The following is a 25,908-nucleotide window of genomic DNA, read 5'->3' as shown; positions in this document are numbered from 1 at the left end:
CTAATCTCCCATGAGTTCGTTGGGTGTACAAAGGATAGGCAGCACATAGCCGAAATCGAGACTAATCTCTGCCAATTTCCCCTGGATTTGAGCATTGGCAATATGCTTACAATTCCAGGTTAGCAAATAATCCATGCCGTGGACAGTTGCGGCGGCAATGTGGATTGCGTCTACCTTCGCTTTCGGAGGAAGGCTGCTGCGGACGAGAAATTGTGCAGCTAATCTTTGTACAGCTTGGTTCAATGCCAGTAAAGGAAAATTACGCAAAATCTCCAGTCGTTGAGCGGCGATCGCGGAGTCTCCTTGTGCCACTTCGTCTAGAACAGCCTCGGAAGTGTAGAGAATGAAGGCGTTTCGACGAGATTCCCACCAATCCCTTGTGATTTCCATATTTGCAGCCAGGATCAAGTTTTTAGTTGATCTAGCTGTGAGATATCCCAAAATGCTAGATTCGATGTAGACAGTTTCACTCATACAGAAGCAGGTTTCTTCCCTCGATATTTTATCTTGACCTGTCGCCTACTCATTTCCAAGCCTATGTTGGCTCTTATGATGGAACGAGACTTCACCACTGGTTACTCCTCAATGAATCAAAGACGGGCAAATATAAGGTAGGGACACAGCGAAGTTTAGGGCGTTGCAGATTTTAAATATGAGAACAGTTCTTCTGATAACTCCTTTGGCATTTGGTGAAGAAGAATTGCGATCGCAACGTCCATTACACGTTTTGGCTCTAAGGTGGAATAGAAGAACTTGGTACGAGTAGACACTTCTTTCGAGTCAATGCGGTGTCACGGGGATTGCGAAAAAGGAGGGGTGTTAAGACGGGTATGATTCTTGGTAGCAGCAAGCGATCGCTATACTTCCAACCCGAAGAGCGAATTGTCAAAACGTGCGATCGCCTAACAACACAGTAGTAGCATTTACCACAATTTGCGCCGATCCTGTGAAAAACGATCGCTCGATTGTTTTCGGTGTATCGCTAGCTTGGTGGTAATGCGGAGTGCGTAAATTTGCGGTATCTGTCACCAACACCGCACCGATTCCTTGATACCAAAATGGCGCATGATCGCTGCGTAAAGTGTCCGGTGTCAGCAAGCCTTTCAGAGGAATCGGCAGTGTTAGCACTGCTGGCAAATTTTCTCTTGGTGAGTTTTGAAAAGCATTAAGCAAAGGCAAGTGTTCAGCATCGCCGATCGCTGCCAAAAAATCGCCCTTGTCGCTGGGTGGACTAACAGGTAAAGTCGGTGGATACTGCTGACATCCAACGGTGTAGCAAGCATAACCTACCATATCCATAACAATTGCACCGCGCAGATTTGCCAAATGTGTCACGTTTGTGACAAAAGCCTTACTACCCAAAAGTCCCTCTTCTTCCTTGTCAAACAATGCTAGCTGCAACGTCCGGGGAGTGGGACGCGAACCGAGAAGTCGGGCAACTTCCAGCACTACAGCCACACCACTAGCGTTATCATCAGCCCCAGGAGAGATAGCAACGGTATCGTAATGTGCTGCTACGAGAATTGCTCCTGCTGTTTTGTCAGTTCCTTGACGTTCAGCAAAGATATTAACACCAGAGGAGAATTTTTCTAAAGTTGGTTTCCAGCCTAACTTTTTCAGTTCCGATGTAATGTAAGTGCGAGAACGCGATCGCTCTATATTTGTGAAGCGCTTAAAATTCAACTTTTGAATGTGAGCAAATAGCCTGTCAGCAGATACTTGGGGAGCGATCGTCACCTGCTTTGACTCTACCTTTCTTTGGGATGTTTCCACTCGCGTGGTTGCAATGACTGGCGTCTCTTCTTTGGGGTGAAAAAACACACCAATACTCATCACTACAACTGCCACAAACAGCACCAGCGCCAGCCAAATCCATTTTTTCATAAAATCTCTTTTTTATCCCCTTGTCTTTTGACATAGGATAGCGTAGCGGTAATTCATGAATTACCCTACTTACAACAATTGCGCTCATTCCCAAGCAAGTTTGACGCCTCGTCTTTTGACAAGCGATTAAGTATTGTTAAAGGTTAATTCTTAATTGCCTCACTAACAACGCTCCTACTATCAACGCTCCCATCAACCACTATCAACCAACCACTATCAACTACTCCCTTCCCGCTACAAGATTACCTATCTTCTTTCTCTTCTTCCAAAGTGTACTTCGTACGCCAGTCGCCTCACTCCTCCACCCCCGCACAGCGCTGGCTCGTCTTTGCGGTTCGTTAAATAGGTATTTTTCGAGCGGGAAGGGAGTAACCACTATCAACCAACCACTATCAACCAACCACTATCAACCAACCACTATCAACCAACCACTATCAACTAACCACTATTAAAATGCTAGATTTGTTGCTCATTGTCGTTTTAGGATTCCTGGGGAGTTTTGGTCATTGCGTGGGGATGTGCGGTCCCCTATCCGTGGCATTTTCGTTATCTAATAAACAAGAAGCTCTCAATTGGCGAGAGCAATTAAAATTTCATACATTGCTGAACTTGGGGCGGATGTTGAGTTATGCCTTAGTTGGTGCGGGCATTGGGGCGCTGGGTTCGGTGTTGCTTGCTAGTGGAAAAGTTGCAGGAGTAGGTAGCGATTTACGCCGATGGATGGCGATTATTACCGGGTTGATGCTGATATGGTTTGGCTTAAGACAAATAAAACCCGACTTATTGCCGCGTATACCGATGTTACATCCTTTGTTGCAAGGTAAATTACGCGATCGCCTAAATAAACAAATGGTCAAACTTTCTTTAAAATCAAGATGGTGGACACCAGCACTTTTAGGCATGACATGGGGTTTGATGCCTTGTGGTTTTTTGTATGCTGCCCAAATTAAAGCTGCGGAAACTAGTAATTTGTGGATGGGGGCAGCAACTATGCTGGCTTTTGGTTTGGGAACTTTACCCATGATGTTAGGCGTAGGTGTGTCTGCATCTTTGGTAAGTCAAGACAAACGCAGTCAGCTATTTCGCCTAGGGGGTTGGGTTACTCTCGCCATTGGTGCTATTACTCTGTTGCGGACTGGCAACACAATGGTAGACTACACCGGACACGCTGCCTTGATATGCTTGATAATGGCATTAATTGCCCGTCCGATTAGCAACTTCTGGGCTTCCCCGATGCGTTACCGTCGTGCTTTGGGAGTAGGGGCTTTTGTTTTGTCTTTGGCTCACACTATCCACATGATGGAACACACACTGCAATGGAATTTTGCCGCTTTCTTCTTTTTGCCACCTGATTTTCAGTGGGGTATAGCTATAGGTGCTGTAGCACTAATATTGATGACTCCCGCAGCTTTGACAAGTTTTGACTCTTTGCAAAAGTCCTTAGGCAAGCGTTGGCGACAAATTCATTTATTAAGCTTACCAGCTTTGCTTTTTAGTGGCATTCATACTGTACTAATTGGTTCCCATTACCTCGGCTCTTTACAATTAACTTGGGCAAATAAATTAGCAACAGTGCTTGTAGGAATTGTCACTTTCGGTGTATTGCTGTTGCGTTGGCGAAACCCACCATCAAAAATTAAAAACTCCAATTCAAAATTGAAAATTCGCTCATGATGCCTACGACACCCCTACCAAGGCGTGGTAAATCATATCCGTTCTCAGGTTCAGCCTGGGAACATTTTACAAGAGGCTCTGCCTCATGTTTCGGGAGGCAGTCGCGATGAAAAAAAAATCACCACCAAGTATGAAAAAGGTTTCTTACCTTCTGCCTTATGCCTTCTGCCTTCTGCCTTATGCCTTCTGCCTTTTGCCTTCTGCCTTTGTAGCCTCTGCCCATAACGTCAAAACAGCGGCAGATGTTGGCGGTACACTCCACATTCAACCAAACGATAATCCCCGTGCTGGAGAACCTTCCCAAGTTTGGGTTGCTCTCACCCGTAAAGGTGGAAAGGTTATCCCCTTAAAAGAGTGTAATTGCCAATTAGCTGTTTACGCTGAACCTCATTCACCAAAAGAGCCAGCACTGCTTGAGCCATCCTTGCAAGCTATTACCGCCGAGCGATATAAAGGCATTCCCGGTTCAGAAATTACATTCCCCAAGCCCGGAGCTTATCTGCTACAACTCAGCGGCAAACCTGCATCTGGGGAAAGTTTCCGACCGTTTAAGTTAAACTTTGAAGTCACTGTTGCCGCCGGTTCAGCATCAGCCACAGATACACAAAATATCCAAAATGTCAATGATACGGTAGAAGATAGAAAAAGCGGGTTTATACCGATAGCGATCGCTTTATCAGCTCTTGCATTAGCAGGCATCGTGTTTATCGTACAGCAACGAAGGAGATGAGGAGATGGGGGGACAAGGAGACAAGGGGGACAAGTAGGGGTGGGGTTCCCCCACCCTTGCCAATGCCCAATGCCCCATGCCCAATGCCCAATGCCCCATTCCCTATTTATGCCTTTGCTGATGCCACTGCCAGGAGTGAACGAGAATATCTTTCAAGGATGAATATTGAGGTTGCCAGTTTAGGATTTTTCTAGCTTTGTCACCGCTACCGATGAGTGATGGTGGATCCCCAGGACGGCGATCGCATTCTTTGACAGCAATCTCACGTCCTGTGACAAGCTTGGCTGTTTCAATAACTTCTTTGACAGAGAAGCCATTACCATTGCCTAAATTGAAAACTTCACTGTCACCACCGTCTAAGAGATATTTCAACCCCAAAACATGAGCGTCTGCTAAATCGTTAACATGAATATAATCGCGAATACAAGTACCATCAGGCGTGGGATAATCAGTGCCAAAAATTGAGATAAATTCGCGTTTGCCTAAAGCTGTCTGTAGCACCAAAGGAATTAAATGAGTTTCTGGGTTGTGATCTTCACCCAAGCGACCCTGAGGATCGGCACCAGCAGCGTTAAAGTAGCGGAAACGTACTGATTTGAAATCGTAAGCCGTATCAAAGTCAGAAAGAATCCGTTCTACCATCAACTTAGTTGCACCGTAGGGATTAATTGGATTTTGGGGATGGTCTTCGGGAATTGGCACAACTTCCGGTACACCATAAGTGGCACAAGTGGAAGAAAAGACAAATTTCTTAATAGAAGCTGCCAGCATTGCTTCTAACAGCGTTAAAGTGCCGACAACATTATTGCGGTAGTATTTTGCCGGGTCAGTAACCGATTCTCCCACATAGGCGTAAGCAGAAAAGTGCATGACAGCGGCAATATTGCGGGTAGAGAATAAGTTATCTAACAAAGGGCGATCGCCTGTATCTCCTTCTATCAGTTCTACCTTTAGAACGTTTTCTACCAAGTCACGATGCCCATATACGAGATTATCCAGTATTATCACCTCATATCCCGCCTGCAATAAAGCAAGCACCGTATGAGAGCCAATATATCCAGCTCCCCCAGTTACCAAAATACAGGGCTTTTCCGACGACATAGTTTTCATGTTTAATTTCATAACCACTTAATCAATTTAATTTACTAATGGCAGATGACTGTTGGAAGAAAGCATGAATGATGAACTTTTTTATCCTTCATACCTACTTGCTTACCTCCAGACTTATTTGTGGAGAAAAAAATTAAGCAAAGCATCCGACTTCAAATCCTCCACAACTCCGGTGGAGTCTTAACTTTATCCTTCTCAATCGCAAAAACGTTACGCGAACATACTTAATTTGACCTGAAAAATTATAAATACTGCGTCCAATATCACAAAATTGCTCTAAAATCACTACGACGGTAGTCTTTGTGTGAGGGGAGTCACCCCCATTCTTGGGGAGTGGCGTTGTGATGTATTTGTAGTCAGGTAACAATGTGCTTACAATTTGACAATAAAATCAATCAACTGCCCAAAACCTTTAGGCTGACCCTTAGGGGTTCGCGCCTACTAACCTGCGTCAGGTTTTCCTCCGCAGTGGTGGACTCACCAAACTAGCGCTCATCGCACTAGAAGATTTGAGAGTAAATGTATGTTTCTACTGTTAAGCCGGGTACTCCTCTGGCTGCTTGTTGGCACAATCGTCTATTCTTTGTTCCAGAGATTTTATCCCTCAGGAAATTTTGGCGGACGATTGATCGTAGTTATTTTGTTGCTCGTTTTAGCGCTGTCGTTTATTAATCCTAATGAACCGGCGGTGGCTTCGTTGTGGAGAGTGGTGTCATTTCCGCTCAAGCCTTTGGGAGCATCAATGTTGATGATGATGTTTGCAGCTCAAAGAATCAAGGGTGGAGCAATAGACAAACCAGGCGGATACTTGCTTGGCTGGGCGCTAACGATTTTAATATTGGCAAGTACACCAGCTGTTGCCTATTTCTTAGTTAGATCGCCTGTGGCAATGGTAGGTTCACCCTCAATCGCCAGTCAAATCGAAAATTACCGCCTCGCGTCAACATCTGGGACACTAGTAGCATTGGGGCGATCGCCTGATGCAATTATTTCTGATGTCGTCGCAGGCTCGCGCATTCTACCTGCTGTGGATACAAATGTGGCAACCATAGCATTAAACAACCTGGAGATTAAAGTTCCACCCTACCTGTTGCAAAATCCTGCGGATATCACCAGACGAGGATTGCGACTAGAAGACTTTGTACCCAATGCAGAAACACTGTCACTAACAACGCGAGTTTGGGAAAGTTATCTCAACCAGACTTACTTCTTCTTGCGTGGTAGGTAACGCGCTTCAGTCCAAGGTAAAAGGTAAAATTAAAAGGATGCAAGCCCCTAAATTTATGGGGCAATTCTTTTACTTTTTTACTTATTGCTTTCATAAGTCCCGCCCAGAATTCCCTCAGCTTAGAGTCGAGTCCAGGAAGAATAAGCATCCTGAAAAAACTTTCTTTAGAATAGAGGTTCTATTACCCATTTCTCATTCCCCTGAAAGAATAGGGAGACAAGGAGAGGGGGAGACAAGGGGAGGGGGGGATGAGGAGAGGGGGGGAGGGGGAGACAAGGGGAGTATTATGAAAAAATTCTCCTTGTCTCCTTGTACCCTTGTCCCCTTGTCTCCTTGTCTCCTTGTCTCCCTTGTCCCCCTTGTCCCCTTGTCTCCCTTGTCCCCATTCCCCATTCGCTTTAAATGGCACAATCACGACGACTTGCTAAACTCGGTGCTTACATGCGTCCCCATTGGCGGGAGGCGACTTTAGGTATTATTGCTTTGTTGATTGTCAACGGTTTGGGGGTTTATATCCCCTTATTAATTCGTTCGGCAGTTGACAAACTTTCAGCCAGCTTTAGCTGGAACCAAGTACTAAATTCTGTAGTACCGATCTTCTTTCTGAGTACGTCGATGTGGTTAATGCGTATAGCTTCGCGCATCTGGCTGTTTGGGGTGGGGCGTCAGGTAGAATTTGACTTGAAACAACAGATTTTTGAACATTTACTGAAACTAGAGCCGGCTTATTTTGCGATCAATACTGCTGGTGATTTGATTAGTAGAGCCACCAGTGATGTAGATAATATCAGGCGGTTGTTGGGTTTTGCTGTATTAAGTTTGGCAAATACTGTGTTTGCCTATGCCTTGACGCTGCCGGTGATGCTGTCTTTGAGTGTGGATTTGACATTAGCATCTCTGGCAGTTTATCCATTGATGTTTTTGTTGGTGCATGTGTTTAGCGATCGCTTACGCAACCAACAAGCAGCAGTTCAAGAAAAACTTTCCGACATCAGCGATCTCATCCAAGAGGATATATCAGGCATTGCCCTAATTAAAATCTACGCCCAAGAAGAAAACGAGCGTCGCGCTTTCTGGGAAAAAAATAAGAATTTATTTCAGGCTAACCTGCAATTAGCGAACACCCGAAATCGATTATTCCCCCTAATTGGCGGACTCGCTACTCTCAGTTCGCTAATTATTATCTGGTTGGGGGCAACGCGGATAGCTTCGGGAAACCTCAGCGTGGGCGATTTTGTCGCACTGTTGCTTTGTGTAGAGCGTTTAGTTTTCCCCACCACTTTGTTAGGATTTACAATTACTACTTATCAACGCGGTGAAGTTAGTATCGATCGCATTCAGGCAATTCTTTCTGTCACACCACAAATTGAAGACACAAGCGCCGCTATACATCTACCTTTAGACACAATTAAAGGGGAACTGTCTGCGAAAAATCTCAGTTTCACTTATCCGGGTGCGACCACCCCAGCTTTAGATAAAGTTAACTTTACCATTACTCCTGGGGAAACTGTGTCAATTGTCGGTGCGATCGGTTCGGGTAAATCAACTTTGGCGAATGCTTTGCCACGTTTGTTAGATATTGAATCAGGGCAGTTATTTTTGGATGGTAAAGACATCACCCAAATAGAGTTGGCAGATTTAAGAAATGCGATCGCCTACGTTCCTCAAGATAGCTTTCTATTTAGTACCACCATCAAAAATAATATCCGCTACGGCGATCCTTTCAGCGAACAACAAGATGTAGAATCAGCTGCCCATCTCGCACAAATTCACCCAGAAATTATTAATTTTCCGCAACAATACGAGACTTTGGTAGGAGAACGTGGTATTACTCTTTCTGGCGGTCAGCGACAACGCACAGCTTTAGCTAGAGCAATGTTAGTTGATGCCCCAGTGTTAGTTTTGGATGATGCCCTCTCCAGCGTTGATAATCAAACAGCTACACAAATCTTAAAAAATCTCTCTGGTGGTACGCAACGTAAAACTGTTGTTTTTATCACTCATCAATTATCTGCCGCTGCTGTTGCCGATCGCATTATTGTGATGGACAAAGGTAGAATTGTCCAGACAGGCAATCACTTAGAACTTGTACAGCAACCGGGGCTTTACAGAACTTTATGGAGTCAGCATCAAGTAGAAGAATTATTGCATTAAGTTTTTAGAATACGAACAGTAAAAATTATTGACAGTAGGGACAATTATCATTGCAGCGCGTATAATTTGTCAGCATGACGTTTAAAATAATTATACTCAGTATTTACTCAGATGCTGCAATTTTTGCAAAGCTTTTTTAGTGGTGGTTCATTCATTCCACATGGACATTGTTACCTCTGGAAACCTTGGTTAGTGTGGATGCATATCGCATCAGATTCTCTGATTGCCCTAGTCTATTACTCTATCCCGGTTATCCTTGTCTACTTTGTCAAAAAGCGAGAGGATTTACCCTTCAAATGGATAATTCTATTATTTGGAGCTTTTATCGTCTCTTGTGGAACAACACACATAATGGACGTGTGGACGCTTTGGCATCCGACTTACTGGCTATCCGCTTTCATCAAAGTTATTACTGCCTTGGTTTCTTTGTCTACAGCTATTGCACTGCTACCAGTAATTCCCAAGGCAATAGCTTTGCCAAGTCCAGCACAACTAGAAACTGCTAACTGCCAATTGAAACTTGCTCTTCAGGAACTGGCAAATACACAAGCTCAACTAATTCAAACTGAAAAAATGTCTTCTTTAGGACAGTTAGTTGCAGGAATTGCCCACGAAATTAACAATCCTGCTAACTTTATTTATGGCAATATTGCCCCGGCACATAACCATGTGCAAGATTTGTTCAGTTTGATTTCACTTTATGAAAAATATTATCCCTGTAGAATACCAGAGATTCATGCTTATGCAGAAGAAATTGACCTTGATTTTATTAAAGCAGACTTCCCAAAAATTTTATCTTCCATACAAATGGGAAGCGATCGCATCCGCGAGATAGTTTTATCGTTGCGGAATTTCTCTCGATTAGGTGAAGCGGAAATAAAGAAAGTTGATCTACACGAAGGTATTGATAGTACTCTTGTAATTTTGCAAAATCGTTTAAAAGCTAAAACAAATTATCCAGCTATTGAAGTTATTAAAGAATATGGCGATTTGCCTAAAGTCGAATGCTATGCCGGACAAATTAATCAAGTGTTTATGAATATCCTAACTAATGCCATTGATACTTTAGAGGAATCAATGGTCAGTTGTCAGAAAGTGACTTTAGTTAGAACACTTAGGGTTAGTGGCAAAACAACTGATAATGGAGATGCCATACTTTTACCAAACGATAAACCGCAAATTCGCATTTATACTAAAGTTGCAGACAATAATCAAGTGATGATTCGGTTTTATGACAATGGCTGTGGGATGACAGAAGAAGTAAAGCAAAAAATGTTTGACCCGTTCTTTACGACAAAATCTGTCGGTTCAGGTACAGGTTTAGGGATGTCGATTAGCTACCAAATTATTGACAAACATGGGGGTCAGTTGAAGTGTATTTCCGCACCGCTTGAAGGTACAGAGTTTATCATCCAGATTCCGATTCATGTAAAACATAATTAATTGTTTGTAGCGCCATTCACCGCACATTACTGCTACATTCAAGTTAATCGTAGTTTTGACGGATTACTATGACAGTCTCTATAGAGTATATCCCCGTTACCCCAATTGAATACCCGGATGACGACGGTAAGCCAATGGCTGAAGGTGATATCCAGTGCAGCTACTTAACTTATGGTATAAGTGCGCTAAAAGTATTTTTTCAAAGCCGTTCTGATGTATATGTTGCTGGAAATCTATTTATTTACTACGAAAAAGGTAATCCAGAAGCAGTTGTTGCCCCAGATGTCTTTGTAGTTTTTGGAGTTGAAAATCGCCAACGTCGTTCTTACAAAACTTGGGAAGAAAACAATAAAAGTCCTGATTTTGTTTTAGAAATTACCTCAAAAGCAACCCGCAGTAAAGACCAAGGTGCAAAGAAAGGAATCTACGCTTTTTTAGGAGTGCGTGAATATTTCCAATATGACCCTACAGGTGATTATCTTACTCCTCAACTTCAGGGTTTACGCTTAGTCGAGGGCAATTATTTCCCGATTGCTAGTAATACCTTAGAAGATGGTACTGTGTCTCTAACCAGTGAAGTTTTACGGCTAGAGTTACGAGTTAAGTATGGGGATATGCGCTTTTACGATGCAGCAACAGGCAAAACACTGCTAACTTATGAAGAAGAAGCTGCCGCACGACAAGCAGCAGAAGAGAAAGCGCAAAAATTAGCCGCTAAACTCAGAGAGTTGAATATCGATCCAGATGCACTTTAGGACAAGATCCCACAAGATCCCCGACTTCTTTAAGAAGTCGGGGATCTCAAGGGGATCTCAAAGATGAAAACATGCGTTAGTTTTTTTGAGATTTGGGCACTATAAATAACCTCAAAAAAACTATTTGGCATAAACGATGTTTCACACTGAGTTATCAAATCGTGTTTCTTTAGAGTTTCCTGGATCTAAGTTAGTGTATCGCCATGTTTACGCGATCGCTTCTCTACTTCTAATTAGCCTGCTGAGTTCATTTACGCTGACACAACACCTAGCCATTTCTAACTGGTTTGATGGCTTTCTGGGGGGGTTAGCACATCCTGTACTAGGGTTGCATCATATGGTTAGTGTGGTTGCTATTGGCTTACTCTCTGGTGTAGTTGTGCGTGGGGCTTTAGTACCCGCAGGCTTTGTGCTAGCAACACTTTTAGGCACTATCAATCATCTATTATATCTGGATTTACCAGGTGCCCAAACAGCGATCGCTTTTTTCACAATCGTTTTTGCGGTTATGCTGGCAATTCCCAATCAACCAAATCTAATGGTACTGGTGCTGCTGACGGCTACAGCTGGTTTATTTCACGGTTATACTTATGGTCAAGCGATTTTAGAGACACCAATCGGTTCACAAATTACTTATATGCTGGGTTTAACCTTGACTCAATTTGTTGTTGCCATGAGTGCCAGAGAAATTGGCAATACAATCGGCATAGGAAAACTTGAGAATATTCGCTTCGTCGGCTTCGCTTTTTGGGCCATCGGCATCGTTTTTCTTAGCTATTCGATAATATAAATCACTTTAATTTATCGGTAAATGTTGGTAATTGCGAAATGGTATGAGCCAATACTTATTAGCAATTACCCCTAAACAACTAAGTTCCTAGAAAGCTCCTACTTTTGCAAATATGACGTAGATTGTTTTCAAAATCAACTGCAAGTCATATAGCGGATGCCAATTTGCTTGATAACGCAAGTCTAAATCGACCACTTGTTCAAAATTTTTCACGCTTGAACGACCGTTAACTTGCCATTCACCAGTCATCCCTGGTTTAACATTTAAACGTTGCCAGTGACGCTGATTGTAGTAAGCTACTTCATCAGCGGTAGGGGGACGGGTTCCGACTAAACTCATTTCGCCTACTAGCACATTCCAAAACTGGGGAAGTTCATCCAAGCTGGTACTTCTTAAAAAGCGCCCGACTTTTGTTACACGGAAGTCATTTTTATTTTTAAATAAAAGTCCATTAGCTTCGTTATCCACTAATGATTTTAATTTTTCGGCATCAACAACCATCGAGCGGAATTTACGCATACGAAATGAACGTCCTTGTAGTCCATAACGTTCTTGAGCGAAGAAAATTGGACCGCGACTATCGATTTTAATTGCCAGTGCTATCGGCACAAAGGCGATCGCTAAAATCAAAAGTCCTATCAAGCTTCCGAAAATATCTAAACAACGTTTAAGTTTAGACTGCACTGATGGGTGAGGGGTAAGTGCTAATTCCCAAACTTGTGAAGTTGCACCCTGGAAAACGGTTTTTAATGGTGTTTGGTACATTGCCGAGCCGAATATTAAGCGAAGAACGTAAAATCACGGAGCTTTAATTCGACTATAGACTTAGCTTCAGGAAAAGAAAATCCATGTCCCCAGTAGTTTCACTGAATCTTCATCAATCAGATTGAGATCGTCATATTTGATAAACTTAATGTGAAGCTAATTAAATATTACTTATGGTGGATGAAAAATATTTTTAAATCTGAATACAAGATAAAATTATGTTAGAATTTTCTACTAAATGAGTGCGTATACTAAAGAAAATTTCCCACTTCACTCGTTTTGCCGTCAGTCAGCCTGCAAAAAGCGAGGCTGAGAAATTCAAGCCGCGTTAAATCAGTATCACAGCACAGATGCACAAAGCATCCTGATGAAGATAGATTTTACTGAGTAATGGGTCAGATGGTGCTGCTGACACAATGTAAATAGTAGATGTGACGTAAGCGATCGCTTGCGTCACAACTAGAAAAACAACTCTTCTTCATATATTCAGCAAAAGCACCGAGGAATAAAATCGCAAACAGTATCACAATAGCAGCGAATGCATTGTGCTGCCTGTATTAACTTATTCAAACATTAGTAGAGAGATTACTTTTATGCTTTCTCAATCTTGGGGTGTTAGAGATACGGTATCAGCAGGAGTCGAAGTTAAAATAAATCGTTTAGAATCCATTGTTGAACAAATAGGGGAAGCAGTACTTGCTACCACGGAAACTATTGAACGTTTTGCTGAAAGAGTAGATACTATCAGCGTGCAAGTAGAAGAACAGGGAAAGCAGGTACAGCAACAGGGTTATCAAATTTTGGCATTATGTGATGCAGTGCAGACCCTTGCTGAATCTCAGGATGATACACTGCAAAGGCTAAATCATCTGACACATACCTTAGACCGCTTGATGGCATTGATTCAAGGTACATCTGAAGGATGAACTATAACGTTCGCATCTAACGAGGATATCCGAAGATAAAGTAGCAAGCGAACAATCTTCGGTCAAGACCACTAGATAATATTAAATTTTTCTTTGGGACTTGCTTTTCCCCGTTAGATGAGTGCGACTTACACCCAAAAAGTTAAACTTTTAACTGAGTGACAGCAATTTTACCGGAAAAACATACATCGACATCGCTGCCTGGAGTGCGATCGCGTTTGCTATATTCTCCTGCATAATAAAAATCATCGCCGTCAACTCGGTAATTAATCGGTAACGGTTTGGTACAAGGTTGGCAAAATACAACTTCTGGATCTGGTTCTCCCGGCACTAAATGTGGTAAATTAACATTCCAAAAACACCCAGGCTCTAAAGGACGCTGAAGTAAGTCAGCTAAAACGCCTTCTGTCCATCTTGCCGCTACATCCCAATCTACATTCAGCTTGCCTTTACGATAGTGAGAAACCGCGATTCCGGGAATACCGTGCATCGCAGCTTCCCTGACAGCGGCAACAGTTCCGGAAATATACGCATCAACTCCTAAGTTTCCCCCAGCGTTGATCCCCGATAAAACACACTTGACATTTTTGGTAATTTGTGATAATGCTATTCTGATACAATCGGCGGGAGTGCCGGCGATCGCATATTCGCGGTCAGAACGTCGCTGTAAGTGAATGGGACGAGTTGTAGTTACTTTATGTCCGCAACCCGATTGATGGTGTTTGGGAGCGGCGATAATTATATCTTGACCGTTGACAGCTTTGAGCAGCGATTTAATTCCGGGAGCGTCGATTCCGTCGTCATTGGTGAGGATGAGAGTCATATATTTTTTGCTTCAAAATTCCAAATCTTGCGCTCAAATTTACAACGAAAGTGCTTTCATGTGTCTTTCCCTGCTAGCACGTTGCAACCCATCAAGCAACTTGCTGATAAATTTCTCCATAGGATATAATTAACACATCGTTTACAGAGTCCGCTCCCAAGCACTTGGGTTAATCCCAAAACCCAAGGCTGGGACGGTTTTTCTTCAATCAAGCTGTAACATAAATTTGCCTGGGTTTGAAGTTAGATTCAACGGAGCGTGAGCACAATATCCCACCTGGTCGAATGTTCGATTTGGCTGGATGACCTTTCCCCAAATAAGTACATCAACTTGAAAAAACATCAAATGTAGGATGCCGTACTTTCGGCGCTTCGCACCTTCTAATTCTTAGGACTTACGCTTTAAACCTTATTAGTTCCTTAATTTACGAGTGCGATAATTCATGAATTATCGCTACTTAGGATATGTTTTGCGCTCAGGGAGTGATTCTATTACGGTGCGTTAGGGTTCCCTAACGCACCCTACCGTGGTTTTACTTATAAGCGTTAAAACGCTTACTACGAAAGAATCAGGGGTTTTAAGTTTTTCTACTGCCTACACCGTATCCTTAAACGGAAAAGTGGAGAAAAGCAGTTAAAGATGTGATTTTTTACATTAGTTGTGTAGTATTTTGTCGAAAGAAGGTATGAAGGATTCATTTTATGAAACAGCTCCTCAATCAAGTATTTAGCATGACAAAACACCTAGTACGGCTTATTCTGCCCCTGGTGATGATAATTTTGGCTTCGTCGCTGGTTGCGACACCCGCTTTGGCGACAGGTGTATATGATATGCCGAATCTTACACCAGGCAGCACCTGGGTTGTGGATAAAGGCGAAGTTATTAGCCTTTCTAATGAAGGTAAAATTAGCAGTGCTTTGGAAGATTTGGCAAAGCAAACTGGGAATGAAGTAAGAATAGTGACAGTTCGCCGTCTAGACTACGGAGAAACACCGGAAAGCTTTACCAAAAGCCTTTTTGAAAAATGGTTTCCGACAAAAGAGCAAAGAGCAAATCAAAGCATACTGATGATTGACACCGTTACCAACGGTACGGCTATTATTAGTGGCGATAAAGTCAAGTCTTTGATGCCAGAAGCGATCGCTAATAGTATCGCGACTGAAACCTTGGCAGAACCATTAAGAAACGGTAACAAATACAATCAAGCATTTCTCGATGCAAGCGATCGCCTTGTAGCCGTCCTCTCCGGTCAACCCGACCCAGGACCACCCCAAATCGCCGAAATCCAAGTAGAAGGCACATTTAAAAAAGCAGAAGAAACCGAAAATATCAAAGGTAACGCTACTGCTTGGGTAGTAGGACTTTTAATCGCCGCAACCGTCATCCCGATGGCAACTTACTACATCTATCTAGTAATTCAACCATCTTCTGGCGGGCAATAAGGAGTAGGAGTAGGGAGTAGGGACTTTCACCACTCCCCACTCCCCACTCACCACTCCCCACTCCCTCATTTAATCTTGAACATACTCTTGCCCTGTCACCAAAGCAACCTCAGCGCGGACAAATTCGCGACCCAAATAAGCTGCGTGGTCAAAAAGACTTACCGGACAGGGCTGAGTTTCTTCAAAAATCTTTATACAAAGTTCCTTAGCTGTCCTCCCTGTAAATACTGTTGTGTGAGTTCTTTGCACCTTACCCCGTGCTGGAATCACTTTTCCCGTTTCTGGATCGACAGCTAAACCTTGCTCATCAATCACGTTTGTGAAATGCTTGGCAGAAATTAAACCCGCTTCCCGATCCAGATAAATAATAAAATATCCGGCTGGGTCAAGGTCAATATGACGCCCAGAAAGCTTGTCATCAATTGCCGCCAAATTTTCAGCTGTCAAATCCATAGTCACTCTAAAAATTAAATTTAATCTAGGTTTTTACACTTCTTCTCAAGTGTAATTCTTTCTTCTCCCTTCTCTTCCTTGGCGTTCTTAGTTTCTTGGCGGTTCGTTTTCCTTAAGAATCTTTTTGACTAAACGGCAACTGCTGATTAATCGCATCAATTTCTTGCTGTTCTAGTTCATTCACCTCACGAATATAAGGGCGTAAAATCTGTTCTAAACGACTATTATAAAAGCGGTGCAAACTGTGATTGGGCATAGCCGGAAACCCGCGACGTTTTTTATGACGACCCCCAGCACCGGGGTCAAAACTTTGAATTCCGTTAGCGATCGCCCATTCAATTGGTGAATAATAGCAAGCATCAAAATGCAAATTGTCTATTTCTTGAAAACTCCCCCAATAACGACCATAAAGGCGATCGCCTTTATATAAACAAAAAGACATTCCCAGCGGTTGACGATTATCTTGCTCGCTGTATGCAGCAACAAACAATACCCGATGGCGATAATTAGCGTGTAACTGCTCAAAAAATTGCTTTGTTAAATACTTACTACCCCACCAGCCAAATTTATCACAAGTATCGGCGTAGAATTCGTACATCAAAGGAAACAAAGACTGAGGAATTTCATCACCTGTGAGTTTTTCCAATCGTAAACCGATTTTCTCCACCGCTTTGCGTTCGCGTTTGATATTGCGACGTTGATTGGCGTTAAACACACCTAAATAATCATCAAAAGTGTTAAAGCCGAGATTTTCCCAGATGTAGCTGTGGTGCAGCCAAGTTGTAAAGCCTAGGCGTTCTAAAACAAGTCGCCATTCGGGATCTACGTAGAGAAAATGACAGCCAGAAATACGATTTTTGGTGCAGAAAGCGTCAATTTCATGCACCATCAGCGATGTTATTTCATCTTCATCTTCTCCGGGTGCAATTAAAAATCGATAGCCTTCTGCTGGGGTAAACGGTGTCATTCCCAACAGCTTCGGGTAATAGCGCACACCAATGCGATCGGCTAACTCTGCCCACTGGTGATCGAAAACAAATTCACCATAACTATGTCCTTTCAGGTAGAGTGGGGCGGCAGCAATCAGCGTTCTGTCTCGCCACACTGTCAAGTGATTTGGCAACCAACCAGTTTTTCTAGTTGCGCTGCCGGAAGTTTCTAGATTATTCAGCCATTCCCACTCTAAAAACGGGGTTTTGAGTGGCATTGCTAAAGCATCCCACGCCTGACGGGGAATTTCAGCAATTTTGTTAATCCAGGCAGCAGAATAGCGAGGCTTGAGTTGTTCGACCATTGGAGGTGGAGATACAAAACTTTGCAAAAGCTTTTTTTAGGGTAACTTACCAGCACCTACCAAAGCGCGTTGGGTGGGACATTGGTTCGGTCAAATATAGCGGTTTTGGTGTTGGATGCAATACCAGGGCGAACGCAGTAGGGACAATTCATGAATTGTCCCTACTGCATTTGGGTATTTGACACAAGTGAGAACCGCTATAATCTAATCTATTAATGGTTGCAGCCGATAGTGCAAAAACACCTCTTGTTCAAAAGTCTGAACTTCTAGTAGTTGCAACCTGGGAGCCAATTGTGGTAAGAATCCTATACCATCCACTGGTGTGGGCGCACTAGCACCGCCCAAAATCAGCGGACAGACAGTAAGCCATAATTCATCAATTAAATTCAATTCCAGCATGGAGGCAGTCAAACTACCACCACCGAGTACGGCTATGCGTGTTATACCTAGATTCGTCAGATGTTGTAAGGCAGTAAAAATGTCAATTTTTTCTGTTGGTGTTTCAAAAATTAAAATTTGCTCAAATTCTGTCCTGCCTTGCCAAAACAGCGCTCCTGCTGTTGTAGTTAGCAACCAGCGTTGAACTGGCTGCTTAAAGAAGTGAATTTCCGGATTTAGCTTGCCTGAGTGTGTAACTACTATATGAACTGGTTGGGCAAATTTACCCAAATGTGTTCTTTGTTGCAGCAGTTGTGGATGCGATACGGTGAGTGTTGTACCGTAAGCCCGAAGAGTACCAGCACCAAACAAAATGGCATCAGAGGCAGCTACTTGCTTTTCCAGGTGTGCTTTGTCAGCTAAAGAGCCAAATCGCGCAGGCGATCGCCTGACATCTGCGATTTTGCCATCTGCACTCATTGCCATAACTACAGTGGTATGAGGACGATGTTGCATGATTAAGTTGATTTTGATATTTTCCTTGTTGGTGTGTAAATTATCAAAAAATCCGGATATTAGCAAAAACTGTTTTGCTTTATTTCACAAGTGTATCTATCTGTAACAAATTATGTTACAGTTACCTCAAAGACTTTTTGTATAGCAAGTTTCTTTTTGGAATTTCCCGATTTGTTACTTTTAATAGCTAGAAATAAAATTGTTATAAATTGACAAAATGTCTCATATAGCTATTTTAAGAGCATATCGTTACTGTTTTGGTTTGCTTTCTTCGAAGTGAGACTGTCGATGACTAAACCCAGTCAATCATCTTTCCGTCGAATTTTAGTGTCAAGAATTTTACTGCTGTTCGTTCCAGTTTTATTAGCAGGAGAAATTCTCGCATTAAACAAGGCACGTTCTAGTCTGTTAGAAACTGCCAGGAAAAACTTAACAGAAAGCTCTCAGATTAAAGGGGAGAAGATTGTTGATGCGATCGCAGCTTTAAAATCTAACTTGTTAAGTGCCAGTCAAACAACAGTTATTAAGTCTGGTTCTTCTGGGGAAGCGCAACAATTTATCAACGCGATCGCACAGCAATTGCCAACTCACATAGAATGTATTCAATTAGCAAATCTGCGAAACGGTAATATTATTGCTAGTACTTGTGGTGAGCAACCAATTGCTGAATTAAAATTACCTTTACCTAATGACAAAATTCAAGTTCAGGCAATTTCACCATCACTAGACGGGAAAACTGGTAAAAAAGATTCAAAAAATCAACTGCAATTACTTTTATCTGCCCCAGTATACGATAGATTTGGTAACTTGCATTACGCCTTAAGAATTAAGACAGCATTACACCAACAGATAAAAAATAAGCGGGGTTCATTAACAGGCTCTACAGTAGTAATTGCTGAAGATGGGACAATTTTAGCACACCCACTGCCAGCAAGAGTGGGGACTAATATCAAACAGCATCCAGATGCTTCTCGGCTAGAAATGATATTGAAACGTGCGATCGCCGGAAAACGAGATTCTGTAACTTTATATTTCAAAGAAGGAGAACAAAAAGAAGGCATAGAATTAGTAGCTGGATACACAGCTATTCCCAATCCAATTACAAATCAACAGCAGCAAAAATGGATTGTCTTAGCCGTTACAAGTTTAGATAATGCTTTGTTTGGGCTTGGGGAAATCAAACTAATTTTACTCGCTTTAACATTTGGCTTAATTAGCGTGAGTGTGTTGGCATCGTTGTATTTAGGTCGTTACTTAGCACGTCCTGTAGAAAAATTGCGAGACTATGCCCTAAATCTTAACAGTCATCATTCTGCCGAATCAATTCCGCACAACTTTCAAATTAGAGAATTCAATCAACTAGCGCAAGCACTAAACCAAATGGTAGAAAGGCTTAAAGCTTGGGCAGAAGAATTAGAAATAGCTTGGAAAGAAGCGAAAACCGCCAATCATCTCAAAAGCAAGTTTTTAGCGACAACTTCCCATGAGTTGAGAAATCCACTTCATACCATTATTAACTGTGTTCAGCTAGTTAAAGATGGCATGTGCGATAGCCGTGAAGAAGAAATGGAGTATCTTTTACATGCCGATAAAGCCGCAATTCACTTGTTAGGAATCATTAATGATTTACTCGACCTTTCCAAAATTGAAGAAGGCAAGCTTTCAGTTGTAACAGAACCGATTGACCTGCGAAAATTATTGCAAGAGGTGATTAATTTGCAATCAGTGAATGTGCAAAAAAAAGGCTTGCAATTAAAAATTGATTTAGGAGAGGAAGTAATTCCAATTAAGGCAGATGCAGCTAAACTCAAACAAGTTTTAATTAATGTGATTGGCAACGCAACTAAGTTTACCGAAAGCGGAAGCATTGCGATCGCCACAGAAATCGAAAATAGTTTTAGTCAATCTCAGGTGATTATCACCGTCACAGATACAGGTGTGGGCATCGATCCTGCCCAACAGCATAAACTATTTCGCCCCTTTGTGATGGCAGATAATGCAAACACGCATAAATTTGAAGGTACAGGATTGGGACTGGCGATTTCACGAAACTTAATCGAACTCATGGGAGGTACGATTACTCTAGAGAGTGCGGGTATTAACCAAGGCACCACGATTGCGATCGCTTTACCCTTAATTGATACCTCGGTGTTATCTACTTCAGCACATCAAGACGTTTCAGAACACAGAAGCGCAAATCAAATCAAAGAAATAAAGGAAATTAGTTCTCAAGAAAACATTTTTCCTTCTCCCAAAGGAATAATAGATGTAGAAAAATCCGAGCATAGACTTCCTTCAATGGGAACTTCCGAAGAGATAGGAATATGGAGAGAAGTGCGAGATACTTCCGGTGCAGACACTTTGCGAACGACTTATCGTTAGATATGCAAATTCTGGCATCGAATAATCCGTTGGATGAATCGTAGAGACGTTCCAATGGAACGTCTCTACAATACGTCAAATTTATCGACATTATTTGTCAAATCATCCTTAATGTCCAGAAAAACAGATTTACCATTTTCTTTGAGAGATTCTGTCAAAGCCGTGAGAATTTGCACCAATTCTGTGCCTACCCAGCCAGACGAAATCATTGACGGAGTATTCTCCTGGATGCAGTTAACAAAGTTTGAGCAAACCCGCTGCAATGATTCGCTTGTTTCTACTTCCAACACCTCGCGGCTTTGATTCACGGGTATAAATTGATTTTGCTTGACCACAAACTCACCATGTAGCAGCGTCAAAGGTGCTTCCGTTGACATTTCATCAAAAATCAAGCTGCCCAGGCTTCCCACAACCACAAGCCGCCGCTGTTTATCCGGATTGAGCCAGCACAAGTGTATGTAAGCTTGAAAGCCATCCGGGTACGTAAGTGTCACCCAGACTAAATCTGCTAGTCCTTGATTTTGAGATGAGGGGGATGAGGGGGATGAGGGGGACAAGGAAGACAAGGGGGACAAGGAGGAATTTCTCTCCCTTGTCTCCCTTGTCTCCCCCCTCTCCCCCATCTCCCCCCTCTCCCCCATCTCCCCCACTGCTCCCTGTAGCCAAACTGTACCCGTTGCCTGTACTTTCACGGGTGTTTGACCTAACCAATTATTAAAAATGGCTATATCGTGAATCGCTAAGTCCCATAAAGCATCGACATCTTGGCGGACTGGTCCCAAATGCGTGCGGGTAGCGTAGCCGTAACGGAAATCACCTAATTTCCCAGCCTGAACTACAGTTTGCCCTCGCTCAACTACTGGGTGAAATAAATAAGTGTGGTCAACCATCAAAATTAAGTTCAGTTGTTCTGCTAACTGACATAATTCCTGGCATTCTGTTGGGTCTAGAGTTAGAGGTTTTTCTGCTAAAACGTGGTATCCCCAGCGTAATGCATCGGCAATTAAAGAGTAATGAGTGATGGCGGGAGTAGCAATTACCACAGCTTGCAACCCAGGCAGATGCTTAAGTTCGTGCCACTGGGTTGTTAATATTACAGTATTATCTAAGTTAAACTGCTGTTTTACTGCTGCTAATCGTTCTGGATTCGGGTCTACTACCGCAGCAACACTTACATCGGGATGTTGTAAAAAATTCCGCAGCAAATGCACACCCCAACGCCCAACTCCGATAACAGCGATTTTAATCATTGGTTAATAGTTATTAGCTAGTGGATAGTGGATAGTGGGGCATGGGGCATGGGGCATGGGGCATGGGGCATGGGGCAAGCGTCCAAGTGGGCTGAGATCGAAATTTGGCTTTATTCCCATTGCCCATTGCCCATTGCCCATTGCCCATTGCCCATTGCCCATTGCCCAACAACCAACAACCAACTGATTATCAGCTTATTAAGCGAGTTTTAGCTTCAGTGTTTATCCTGAGAGCTAATTGCAAAAAAAGCTACTTTTGCAGCAGCTTGCTCGGCACCTTTAATCGAGCGTCCCTTGCCTTGACCGAGTTTTTTGCCGTGCAGCCAGACTTCAGCCATGAAACGTTCTTGATTGTGGTGCGGTAGATTAATTTCTACAACTCGATATTCAGGTAAAACTTTAAATTGAGCCTGAGTCCATTCTTGTAAAGCGGCTTTGTAGTTCAATCTGGCGGGATCGAGGCGAATTTCTGCTGCTAATTGTTTGAAGTGGGGATCTAGCCAAGGGTGAATAAGTTCGAGATTTTGAGTACTCAGATAAAGCGCTCCGAGGACGGCTTCAAAAGCATCTGCCAGTCGTGACTCTTGACCAACTTTATCAGCGGTAGCACTGCCAGCGACGAGTAAATATAGCTCCAAACCGTATTCTTTTGCCAATTGAGCGAGAATGCGATCGCTTACCAACACCGAACGAATTGCCGCAAAATCTCCCACTGGGCAATCTGGATAATTTTCCCACAACACAACAGCCGCCACCAAGCGCACCACCGCATCGCCGACAAACTCCAGTTGTTCATAATTTGCCGACTCAGAAACAGTTGGATGAGTCAGCGCCAAATCAAGAAGCTGCCACTTTATAGGTGCTTGTGTTGACAGACCTAATTTTTGTACTAAGTTTTCAAGCTGTCGTTGACGGCGTGGATAAGCGAGAGTCATTGGTCATTGGGCATTGGGCATTGGGGAGCCAGTGCGTTGGGCGGGTTTCCCGACTTGAAGCATCTGGCGTCATTGGGCATTGGGCATTGGACAAAAATGGGGGAGAGAGTCGGATCGTAAGCCGGGTTCTGTTCTCTTGCGAGGGCAGTTATCTATCTGGGACGCTTGTTACCAAACGCCTCTAGCGGCTCTTTTAGAACGGAACTGGTAAAAGACCAACCGTAGTTCCTCTGGCCTTGCTCCCAACCGGGGTTTACCGAGCCAGCGCTTCTCAACGCTGCTGGTGCGCTCTTACCGCACCTTTGCACCCTTACCGGGGGTTGGGGACTGGGGACTAGGGACTGGGGACTGGGAAAATTTCTTCCTAGTCCCTAGTTCCTAGTCCCCAATTCTTAGCCCCGGCGGTATCTTTCTGTGGCACTATCCTCACGATCGCTCGCACTGGACGTTATCCAGCAAGTTTGGTCTTTCGGGAGTCCGGACTTTCCTCAAATTAGTTTCAACGAAACTGATCTGCAACCACCTGCGCCTACTCTCTCCCATAATCAAGTGTAATCAAGGATGGGGTCGTGTGTCCGCTTTGAGATTAACTTATCTCTTTTTATTCCAAGGTAAAGCGTATGTCCAAGGTAGTTTTCTAACTACGAAGGGACAATTGATAATGCACATCTCAGGGATATTCACACCTGGAGCTAGACCGACACGTACATCAGATATCCTCAGCACTAGTTGTAGCGAAAAATCCAACTTTGTTCTTTGTTTCATAAAGTCGCTGTACAAAATCCTTTGCGCTTTGACGGGACTTTTTTCCAGCCCTGTAATATCAACTATCGGTTTTTGGGGTGTGTAGGTTCCGGTTGTTACATCGCGCTGGAAAACATCTTCTGCTGTCACCGCTTCTGTAAGTGTTTTCTTGGGAGCAACTAAGCTCGGACTTTGGGGTACAGCTAAGTCGCGGGTTAAGTCTGGTGATTTACGAATGACTCTGCGCGATTGCTTCTTATGTTCGACTACTATAGAGCTATTGTCCCAGTCAGCGTATACGGCAAGATTATCGGATTTATTCTCAATGCTAATTGACAACTCTTTCACATCCTCAAGTGAGTTCGAGGCTTTAAATTTAAAGGAAATGCCTACATGGTCTTGGATATTTTGTTCTTTTAGTTGTTCATCGACGTCTTTTTTTTGATATTCAAATTTAATTTGGTCGTCGATTGATTCAATCATCCGATTGAAAGTGTAAGTGACGCCAATTATATAAAACGTCAAAACAAATAAATTCTGATCGCCTGTTCCTCTCATAATTCAGAATATAGACTCCCTGCTAATGTGAATAGATATTCGATTCATTGCCCATGTGAAATCTTTAATCGTGCTTAATTGTGGAAGCATTTTCTAGCCAGCCTTTTCGCCAGAAAAAGAATATTAACCCGAATGCGATCGCTGCCATCACTGCTAAACAAACTGGATAACCCCAATGCAATTTCAGTTCTGGCATATACTCAAAATTCATTCCATACAAACCTGCAATAAAAGTTAACGGAATAAAAATTGCCGACACCACCGTTAGCAGTTTCATGACTTCATTCATTCTGTTACCCACTGCTGAAAGATACACGTCCATCAACCCAGATGCAAGTTCTCGGTAGGTTTCCACCATGTCCATCACTTGTACTGCGTGGTCGTAACAGTCTCGTAAGTATATTCGCACCTCGTCACTGATTAGATCGTTGCCCTCTCTAATTAAAGAATTAATCGCATCCCGCTGGGGCCAGATAGCGCGACGCAGTTGCAGTAATTCTCGCCTAAGTTGATATATTTTTTGTAAAGTTTTGCGTGTAGGATTGATTATGACTTCTTCCTCTAACTCTTCAATGCGATCGCCGTAAAGTTCCAGCACTGGGAAAAACCCATCAATTATCGCATCTAACAGAGTGTAAGCTAAATAATCGGCTCCTGATGAGCGGATAATGCCTTTACCTTTTTGAATTCGCGATCGCACTCCTTCTAGGCAATCATGTTCTGGTTCCTCCTGCACTGTCAGCAGGTAATGTTTCCCCAATACCAAACTCACTTGTTCGCTGTAAAAGCCACATACTCTCTCTTTTGGCACCACCATGCGCGAAATTATCACTAATTGATTGTCATAATCCTCTATTTTGGGACGCTCTGGTACATTTACCACATCTTCTAAAACCAAAGGATGCAAATCAAACACCTTTCCCAGTCGCTGCAAAATGTCCATACTGCCTAGACCTTGCACATCCACCCAAGAAACAGATTCTTTATCCAAATAAGGGGCACACTCCTCTGGTGTATTCAGTTGCTTGCGAACTACGTTAGTCTTGTTATAATCAATCAGGAATATTATCGGTGGTGGAGCGTCGGCATCAATAATGATAGTTCCCGGCATATCACCCGGTCGGTGAAAAAAGTCTTCCTCCTCATCATCCTTTGGCTTAACTAATTTTAGAGGAAGGCGACGAAGTTTTCTCATCATGTACTTTTACCTGTAACAAGTCATTAATTAGTCAAAAATTATCTTATCTTGACTTTTGAACTTGCAAAAAGGCAAGATGGATTTTTTTAAATTAATTTTATCAATTTAAATTCGTAATGTTATAAAATTTTATTTCGTCATTAAACAATTACATGAATTGAGTGCGCGTAATTAAATATAAAATGTACTTATACTTTGTAGTGAGCGGTTTACCGCTCAATTTATTTCTATTTTAATAACGAAAATTTTATTAATAGATAATCAAACGTTGTTTCCTTAAAGATTAGCTTCTTTATTATCGCTAGAAGATTTGGAAATTGTCGGATAATCGAGTCATGAATTTGAAGCGATCGCCTTACCCAAACCTGACAACGGGAGCATCCCACTTTGGCAAAAATATATTAACCCTGTGTTGTGGGTTATCTTGGGTTATCAATAGGACTTACGCACGCTCTCAAATTTCTTATCTTGTGCAT

General features: G+C 42.7%; 26 protein-coding genes and 1 other RNA gene. 11 read left to right on the top strand and 16 right to left on the bottom strand.

Annotated elements, in window-relative coordinates:
* Positions 1-474: a type II toxin-antitoxin system VapC family toxin gene (locus AABK37_RS24720; protein WP_432554168.1), complete on the bottom strand. Its 474-nt coding sequence runs from the start codon at positions 472-474 to the stop codon at positions 1-3.
* A 411-nt stretch (positions 475-885) separates the two neighbouring features.
* Entirely contained in the window at positions 886-1,884 is a 999-nt protein-coding gene (locus tag AABK37_RS24715) for a M28 family peptidase (RefSeq protein ID WP_432554167.1), read from the bottom strand.
* Positions 1,885-2,337: 453 nt separating this feature from the next.
* Between AABK37_RS24715 and AABK37_RS24710 the strand changes: the two genes are divergently transcribed.
* The 3 genes from AABK37_RS24710 to AABK37_RS24700 all read left to right on the top strand — a co-directional run bounded on the left by AABK37_RS24710 (position 2,338) and on the right by AABK37_RS24700 (position 4,482).
* Complete coding sequence (locus AABK37_RS24710; RefSeq protein ID WP_432554166.1) at positions 2,338-3,558, top strand: urease accessory protein UreH domain-containing protein; 1,221 nt, start codon at positions 2,338-2,340, stop codon at positions 3,556-3,558.
* Between the two features lie 106 nt (positions 3,559-3,664).
* A complete protein-coding gene (locus AABK37_RS24705; RefSeq protein ID WP_432554165.1) occupies positions 3,665-4,288 on the top strand; it encodes a hypothetical protein in 624 nt (207 codons plus the stop codon).
* A complete protein-coding gene (locus AABK37_RS24700; protein WP_432554164.1) occupies positions 4,285-4,482 on the top strand; it encodes a hypothetical protein in 198 nt (65 codons plus the stop codon). The genes AABK37_RS24705 and AABK37_RS24700 overlap by 4 nt, the downstream gene beginning before the upstream one ends.
* Here the strand turns inward: AABK37_RS24700 and galE are convergent.
* On the bottom strand, positions 4,391-5,389 hold the full coding sequence (galE, locus tag AABK37_RS24695; RefSeq protein WP_432554184.1) for a UDP-glucose 4-epimerase GalE: 999 nt from the start codon (positions 5,387-5,389) through the stop codon (positions 4,391-4,393). The two genes, AABK37_RS24700 and galE, sit on opposite strands and share 92 nt — an antisense overlap.
* Positions 5,390-5,921: 532 nt before the next feature.
* On the opposite strand from galE, the gene AABK37_RS24690 reads away from it, so the two are divergent.
* Positions 5,922-6,626, top strand: coding sequence for a hypothetical protein (locus AABK37_RS24690; RefSeq protein ID WP_432554163.1), 705 nt, complete (start codon positions 5,922-5,924; stop codon positions 6,624-6,626).
* A 181-nt stretch (positions 6,627-6,807) separates the two neighbouring features.
* Here the strand turns inward: AABK37_RS24690 and AABK37_RS24685 are convergent, their stop codons facing one another.
* Positions 6,808-7,041, bottom strand: a complete 234-nt coding sequence (locus tag AABK37_RS24685) for a hypothetical protein (protein WP_432554162.1) — start codon at positions 7,039-7,041, stop codon at positions 6,808-6,810.
* Between AABK37_RS24685 and AABK37_RS24680 the strand changes: the two genes are divergently transcribed.
* From AABK37_RS24680 to AABK37_RS24665, 4 genes are all read left to right on the top strand, one after another.
* The gene (locus tag AABK37_RS24680) at positions 7,029-8,780 is read left to right on the top strand and encodes an ABC transporter ATP-binding protein (protein WP_432554161.1); all 1,752 of its coding nucleotides are present in this window, start codon (positions 7,029-7,031) and stop codon (positions 8,778-8,780) included. The two genes, AABK37_RS24685 and AABK37_RS24680, sit on opposite strands and share 13 nt — an antisense overlap.
* Positions 8,781-8,891: 111 nt before the next feature.
* The gene (locus tag AABK37_RS24675; protein ID WP_432554160.1) at positions 8,892-10,223 is read left to right on the top strand and encodes a sensor histidine kinase; all 1,332 of its coding nucleotides are present in this window, start codon (positions 8,892-8,894) and stop codon (positions 10,221-10,223) included.
* A gap of 68 nt (positions 10,224-10,291) precedes the next feature.
* Positions 10,292-10,978: a Uma2 family endonuclease gene (locus tag AABK37_RS24670; protein ID WP_432554159.1), complete on the top strand. Its 687-nt coding sequence runs from the start codon at positions 10,292-10,294 to the stop codon at positions 10,976-10,978.
* A gap of 136 nt (positions 10,979-11,114) precedes the next feature.
* Positions 11,115-11,768 carry a HupE/UreJ family protein gene (locus AABK37_RS24665; RefSeq protein WP_432554158.1) on the top strand — a complete coding sequence of 218 codons (654 nt, stop codon included), beginning with the start codon at positions 11,115-11,117 and terminating at the stop codon, positions 11,766-11,768.
* An 87-nt stretch (positions 11,769-11,855) separates the two neighbouring features.
* Here AABK37_RS24665 and AABK37_RS24660 read toward each other — a convergent pair whose 3' ends face one another.
* Positions 11,856-12,533 (bottom strand): sugar transferase, encoded by a 678-nt coding sequence (locus tag AABK37_RS24660; RefSeq protein ID WP_432554157.1) that lies wholly within the window; start codon positions 12,531-12,533, stop codon positions 11,856-11,858.
* A 593-nt stretch (positions 12,534-13,126) separates the two neighbouring features.
* On the opposite strand from AABK37_RS24660, the gene AABK37_RS24655 reads away from it, so the two are divergent.
* On the top strand, positions 13,127-13,459 hold the full coding sequence (locus AABK37_RS24655; RefSeq protein ID WP_432554156.1) for a hypothetical protein: 333 nt from the start codon (positions 13,127-13,129) through the stop codon (positions 13,457-13,459).
* 142 nt (positions 13,460-13,601) lie between these two features.
* Here AABK37_RS24655 and surE read toward each other — a convergent pair whose 3' ends face one another.
* On the bottom strand, positions 13,602-14,282 hold the full coding sequence (gene surE / locus AABK37_RS24650) for a 5'/3'-nucleotidase SurE (RefSeq protein WP_432554155.1): 681 nt from the start codon (positions 14,280-14,282) through the stop codon (positions 13,602-13,604).
* Positions 14,283-14,983: 701 nt separating this feature from the next.
* Between surE and psb32 the strand changes: the two genes are divergently transcribed.
* The gene (gene psb32 / locus AABK37_RS24645) at positions 14,984-15,724 is read left to right on the top strand and encodes a photosystem II repair protein Psb32 (RefSeq protein WP_432554154.1); all 741 of its coding nucleotides are present in this window, start codon (positions 14,984-14,986) and stop codon (positions 15,722-15,724) included.
* Between the two features lie 69 nt (positions 15,725-15,793).
* On the opposite strand, the gene AABK37_RS24640 is transcribed toward psb32, so the two are convergent.
* The 3 genes from AABK37_RS24640 to AABK37_RS24630 all read right to left on the bottom strand — a co-directional run bounded on the left by AABK37_RS24640 (position 15,794) and on the right by AABK37_RS24630 (position 18,368).
* Complete coding sequence (locus AABK37_RS24640) at positions 15,794-16,177, bottom strand: DUF4346 domain-containing protein (RefSeq protein ID WP_432554153.1); 384 nt, start codon at positions 16,175-16,177, stop codon at positions 15,794-15,796.
* A 112-nt stretch (positions 16,178-16,289) separates the two neighbouring features.
* A complete protein-coding gene (locus AABK37_RS24635; protein WP_432554183.1) occupies positions 16,290-17,471 on the bottom strand; it encodes a GNAT family N-acetyltransferase in 1,182 nt (393 codons plus the stop codon).
* A 204-nt stretch (positions 17,472-17,675) separates the two neighbouring features.
* Positions 17,676-18,368 carry a RibD family protein gene (locus AABK37_RS24630; protein ID WP_432554182.1) on the bottom strand — a complete coding sequence of 231 codons (693 nt, stop codon included), beginning with the start codon at positions 18,366-18,368 and terminating at the stop codon, positions 17,676-17,678.
* A gap of 285 nt (positions 18,369-18,653) precedes the next feature.
* Between AABK37_RS24630 and AABK37_RS24625 the strand changes: the two genes are divergently transcribed.
* Entirely contained in the window at positions 18,654-20,747 is a 2,094-nt protein-coding gene (locus AABK37_RS24625; protein ID WP_432554152.1) for an ATP-binding protein, read from the top strand.
* Between the two features lie 65 nt (positions 20,748-20,812).
* Here AABK37_RS24625 and AABK37_RS24620 read toward each other — a convergent pair whose 3' ends face one another.
* From AABK37_RS24620 to corA, 7 genes are all read right to left on the bottom strand, one after another.
* The gene (locus AABK37_RS24620; RefSeq protein WP_432554151.1) at positions 20,813-21,997 is read right to left on the bottom strand and encodes a Gfo/Idh/MocA family protein; all 1,185 of its coding nucleotides are present in this window, start codon (positions 21,995-21,997) and stop codon (positions 20,813-20,815) included.
* 3 nt (positions 21,998-22,000) lie between these two features.
* A complete protein-coding gene (locus AABK37_RS24615; protein WP_432554150.1) occupies positions 22,001-22,159 on the bottom strand; it encodes a hypothetical protein in 159 nt (52 codons plus the stop codon).
* Positions 22,160-22,212: 53 nt separating this feature from the next.
* On the bottom strand, positions 22,213-22,932 hold the full coding sequence (gene rnc, locus AABK37_RS24610; RefSeq protein ID WP_089126608.1) for a ribonuclease III: 720 nt from the start codon (positions 22,930-22,932) through the stop codon (positions 22,213-22,215).
* Entirely contained in the window at positions 22,895-23,026 is a 132-nt protein-coding gene (locus AABK37_RS24605; protein ID WP_432554149.1) for a hypothetical protein, read from the bottom strand. Before AABK37_RS24605 ends, rnc begins: the two co-directional genes overlap by 38 nt.
* A gap of 7 nt (positions 23,027-23,033) precedes the next feature.
* An RNA gene (rnpB, locus tag AABK37_RS24600) (RNase P RNA component class A) lies at positions 23,034-23,468 on the bottom strand.
* 55 nt (positions 23,469-23,523) lie between these two features.
* On the bottom strand, positions 23,524-24,234 hold the full coding sequence (locus tag AABK37_RS24595) for a hypothetical protein (RefSeq protein ID WP_432554148.1): 711 nt from the start codon (positions 24,232-24,234) through the stop codon (positions 23,524-23,526).
* A 64-nt stretch (positions 24,235-24,298) separates the two neighbouring features.
* On the bottom strand, positions 24,299-25,432 hold the full coding sequence (corA, locus tag AABK37_RS24590) for a magnesium/cobalt transporter CorA (protein WP_432554147.1): 1,134 nt from the start codon (positions 25,430-25,432) through the stop codon (positions 24,299-24,301).
* Positions 25,433-25,908 lie beyond the last annotated feature (476 nt).

It is taken from the genome of Tolypothrix sp. VBCCA 56010, assembly GCF_050875635.1.
In the GTDB taxonomy this organism is placed as follows: Bacteria; Cyanobacteriota; Cyanobacteriia; order Cyanobacteriales; family Nostocaceae; genus Hassallia.
The sequence above is the reverse complement of the archived record's forward strand: the minus strand, read 5'-3'. Positions and strand labels throughout refer to the sequence as shown.

Coding starts and splice junctions, on each gene's coding strand:
- AABK37_RS24670 (WP_432554159.1), top strand. CDS start 10,292: ATGACAGTCTCTATAGAGTATATCCCCGTTACCCCAATTGAATACCCG.
- AABK37_RS24720 (WP_432554168.1), bottom strand. CDS start 474: ATGAGTGAAACTGTCTACATCGAATCTAGCATTTTGGGATATCTCACA.
- AABK37_RS24655 (WP_432554156.1), top strand. CDS start 13,127: ATGCTTTCTCAATCTTGGGGTGTTAGAGATACGGTATCAGCAGGAGTC.
- AABK37_RS24710 (WP_432554166.1), top strand. CDS start 2,338: ATGCTAGATTTGTTGCTCATTGTCGTTTTAGGATTCCTGGGGAGTTTT.
- surE (WP_432554155.1), bottom strand. CDS start 14,282: ATGACTCTCATCCTCACCAATGACGACGGAATCGACGCTCCCGGAATT.
- AABK37_RS24680 (WP_432554161.1), top strand. CDS start 7,029: ATGGCACAATCACGACGACTTGCTAAACTCGGTGCTTACATGCGTCCC.
- galE (WP_432554184.1), bottom strand. CDS start 5,389: ATGTCGTCGGAAAAGCCCTGTATTTTGGTAACTGGGGGAGCTGGATAT.
- AABK37_RS24635 (WP_432554183.1), bottom strand. CDS start 17,471: ATGGTCGAACAACTCAAGCCTCGCTATTCTGCTGCCTGGATTAACAAA.
- rnc (WP_089126608.1), bottom strand. CDS start 22,932: ATGACTCTCGCTTATCCACGCCGTCAACGACAGCTTGAAAACTTAGTA.
- AABK37_RS24595 (WP_432554148.1), bottom strand. CDS start 24,234: ATGAGAGGAACAGGCGATCAGAATTTATTTGTTTTGACGTTTTATATA.
- AABK37_RS24690 (WP_432554163.1), top strand. CDS start 5,922: ATGTTTCTACTGTTAAGCCGGGTACTCCTCTGGCTGCTTGTTGGCACA.
- AABK37_RS24675 (WP_432554160.1), top strand. CDS start 8,892: ATGCTGCAATTTTTGCAAAGCTTTTTTAGTGGTGGTTCATTCATTCCA.
- AABK37_RS24665 (WP_432554158.1), top strand. CDS start 11,115: ATGTTTCACACTGAGTTATCAAATCGTGTTTCTTTAGAGTTTCCTGGA.
- AABK37_RS24715 (WP_432554167.1), bottom strand. CDS start 1,884: ATGAAAAAATGGATTTGGCTGGCGCTGGTGCTGTTTGTGGCAGTTGTA.
- AABK37_RS24640 (WP_432554153.1), bottom strand. CDS start 16,177: ATGGATTTGACAGCTGAAAATTTGGCGGCAATTGATGACAAGCTTTCT.
- AABK37_RS24625 (WP_432554152.1), top strand. CDS start 18,654: ATGACTAAACCCAGTCAATCATCTTTCCGTCGAATTTTAGTGTCAAGA.
- AABK37_RS24700 (WP_432554164.1), top strand. CDS start 4,285: ATGAGGAGATGGGGGGACAAGGAGACAAGGGGGACAAGTAGGGGTGGG.
- AABK37_RS24615 (WP_432554150.1), bottom strand. CDS start 22,159: ATGGGCAATGGGCAATGGGCAATGGGCAATGGGCAATGGGCAATGGGA.
- corA (WP_432554147.1), bottom strand. CDS start 25,432: ATGATGAGAAAACTTCGTCGCCTTCCTCTAAAATTAGTTAAGCCAAAG.
- AABK37_RS24705 (WP_432554165.1), top strand. CDS start 3,665: ATGAAAAAAAAATCACCACCAAGTATGAAAAAGGTTTCTTACCTTCTG.
- psb32 (WP_432554154.1), top strand. CDS start 14,984: ATGAAACAGCTCCTCAATCAAGTATTTAGCATGACAAAACACCTAGTA.
- AABK37_RS24660 (WP_432554157.1), bottom strand. CDS start 12,533: ATGTACCAAACACCATTAAAAACCGTTTTCCAGGGTGCAACTTCACAA.
- AABK37_RS24620 (WP_432554151.1), bottom strand. CDS start 21,997: ATGATTAAAATCGCTGTTATCGGAGTTGGGCGTTGGGGTGTGCATTTG.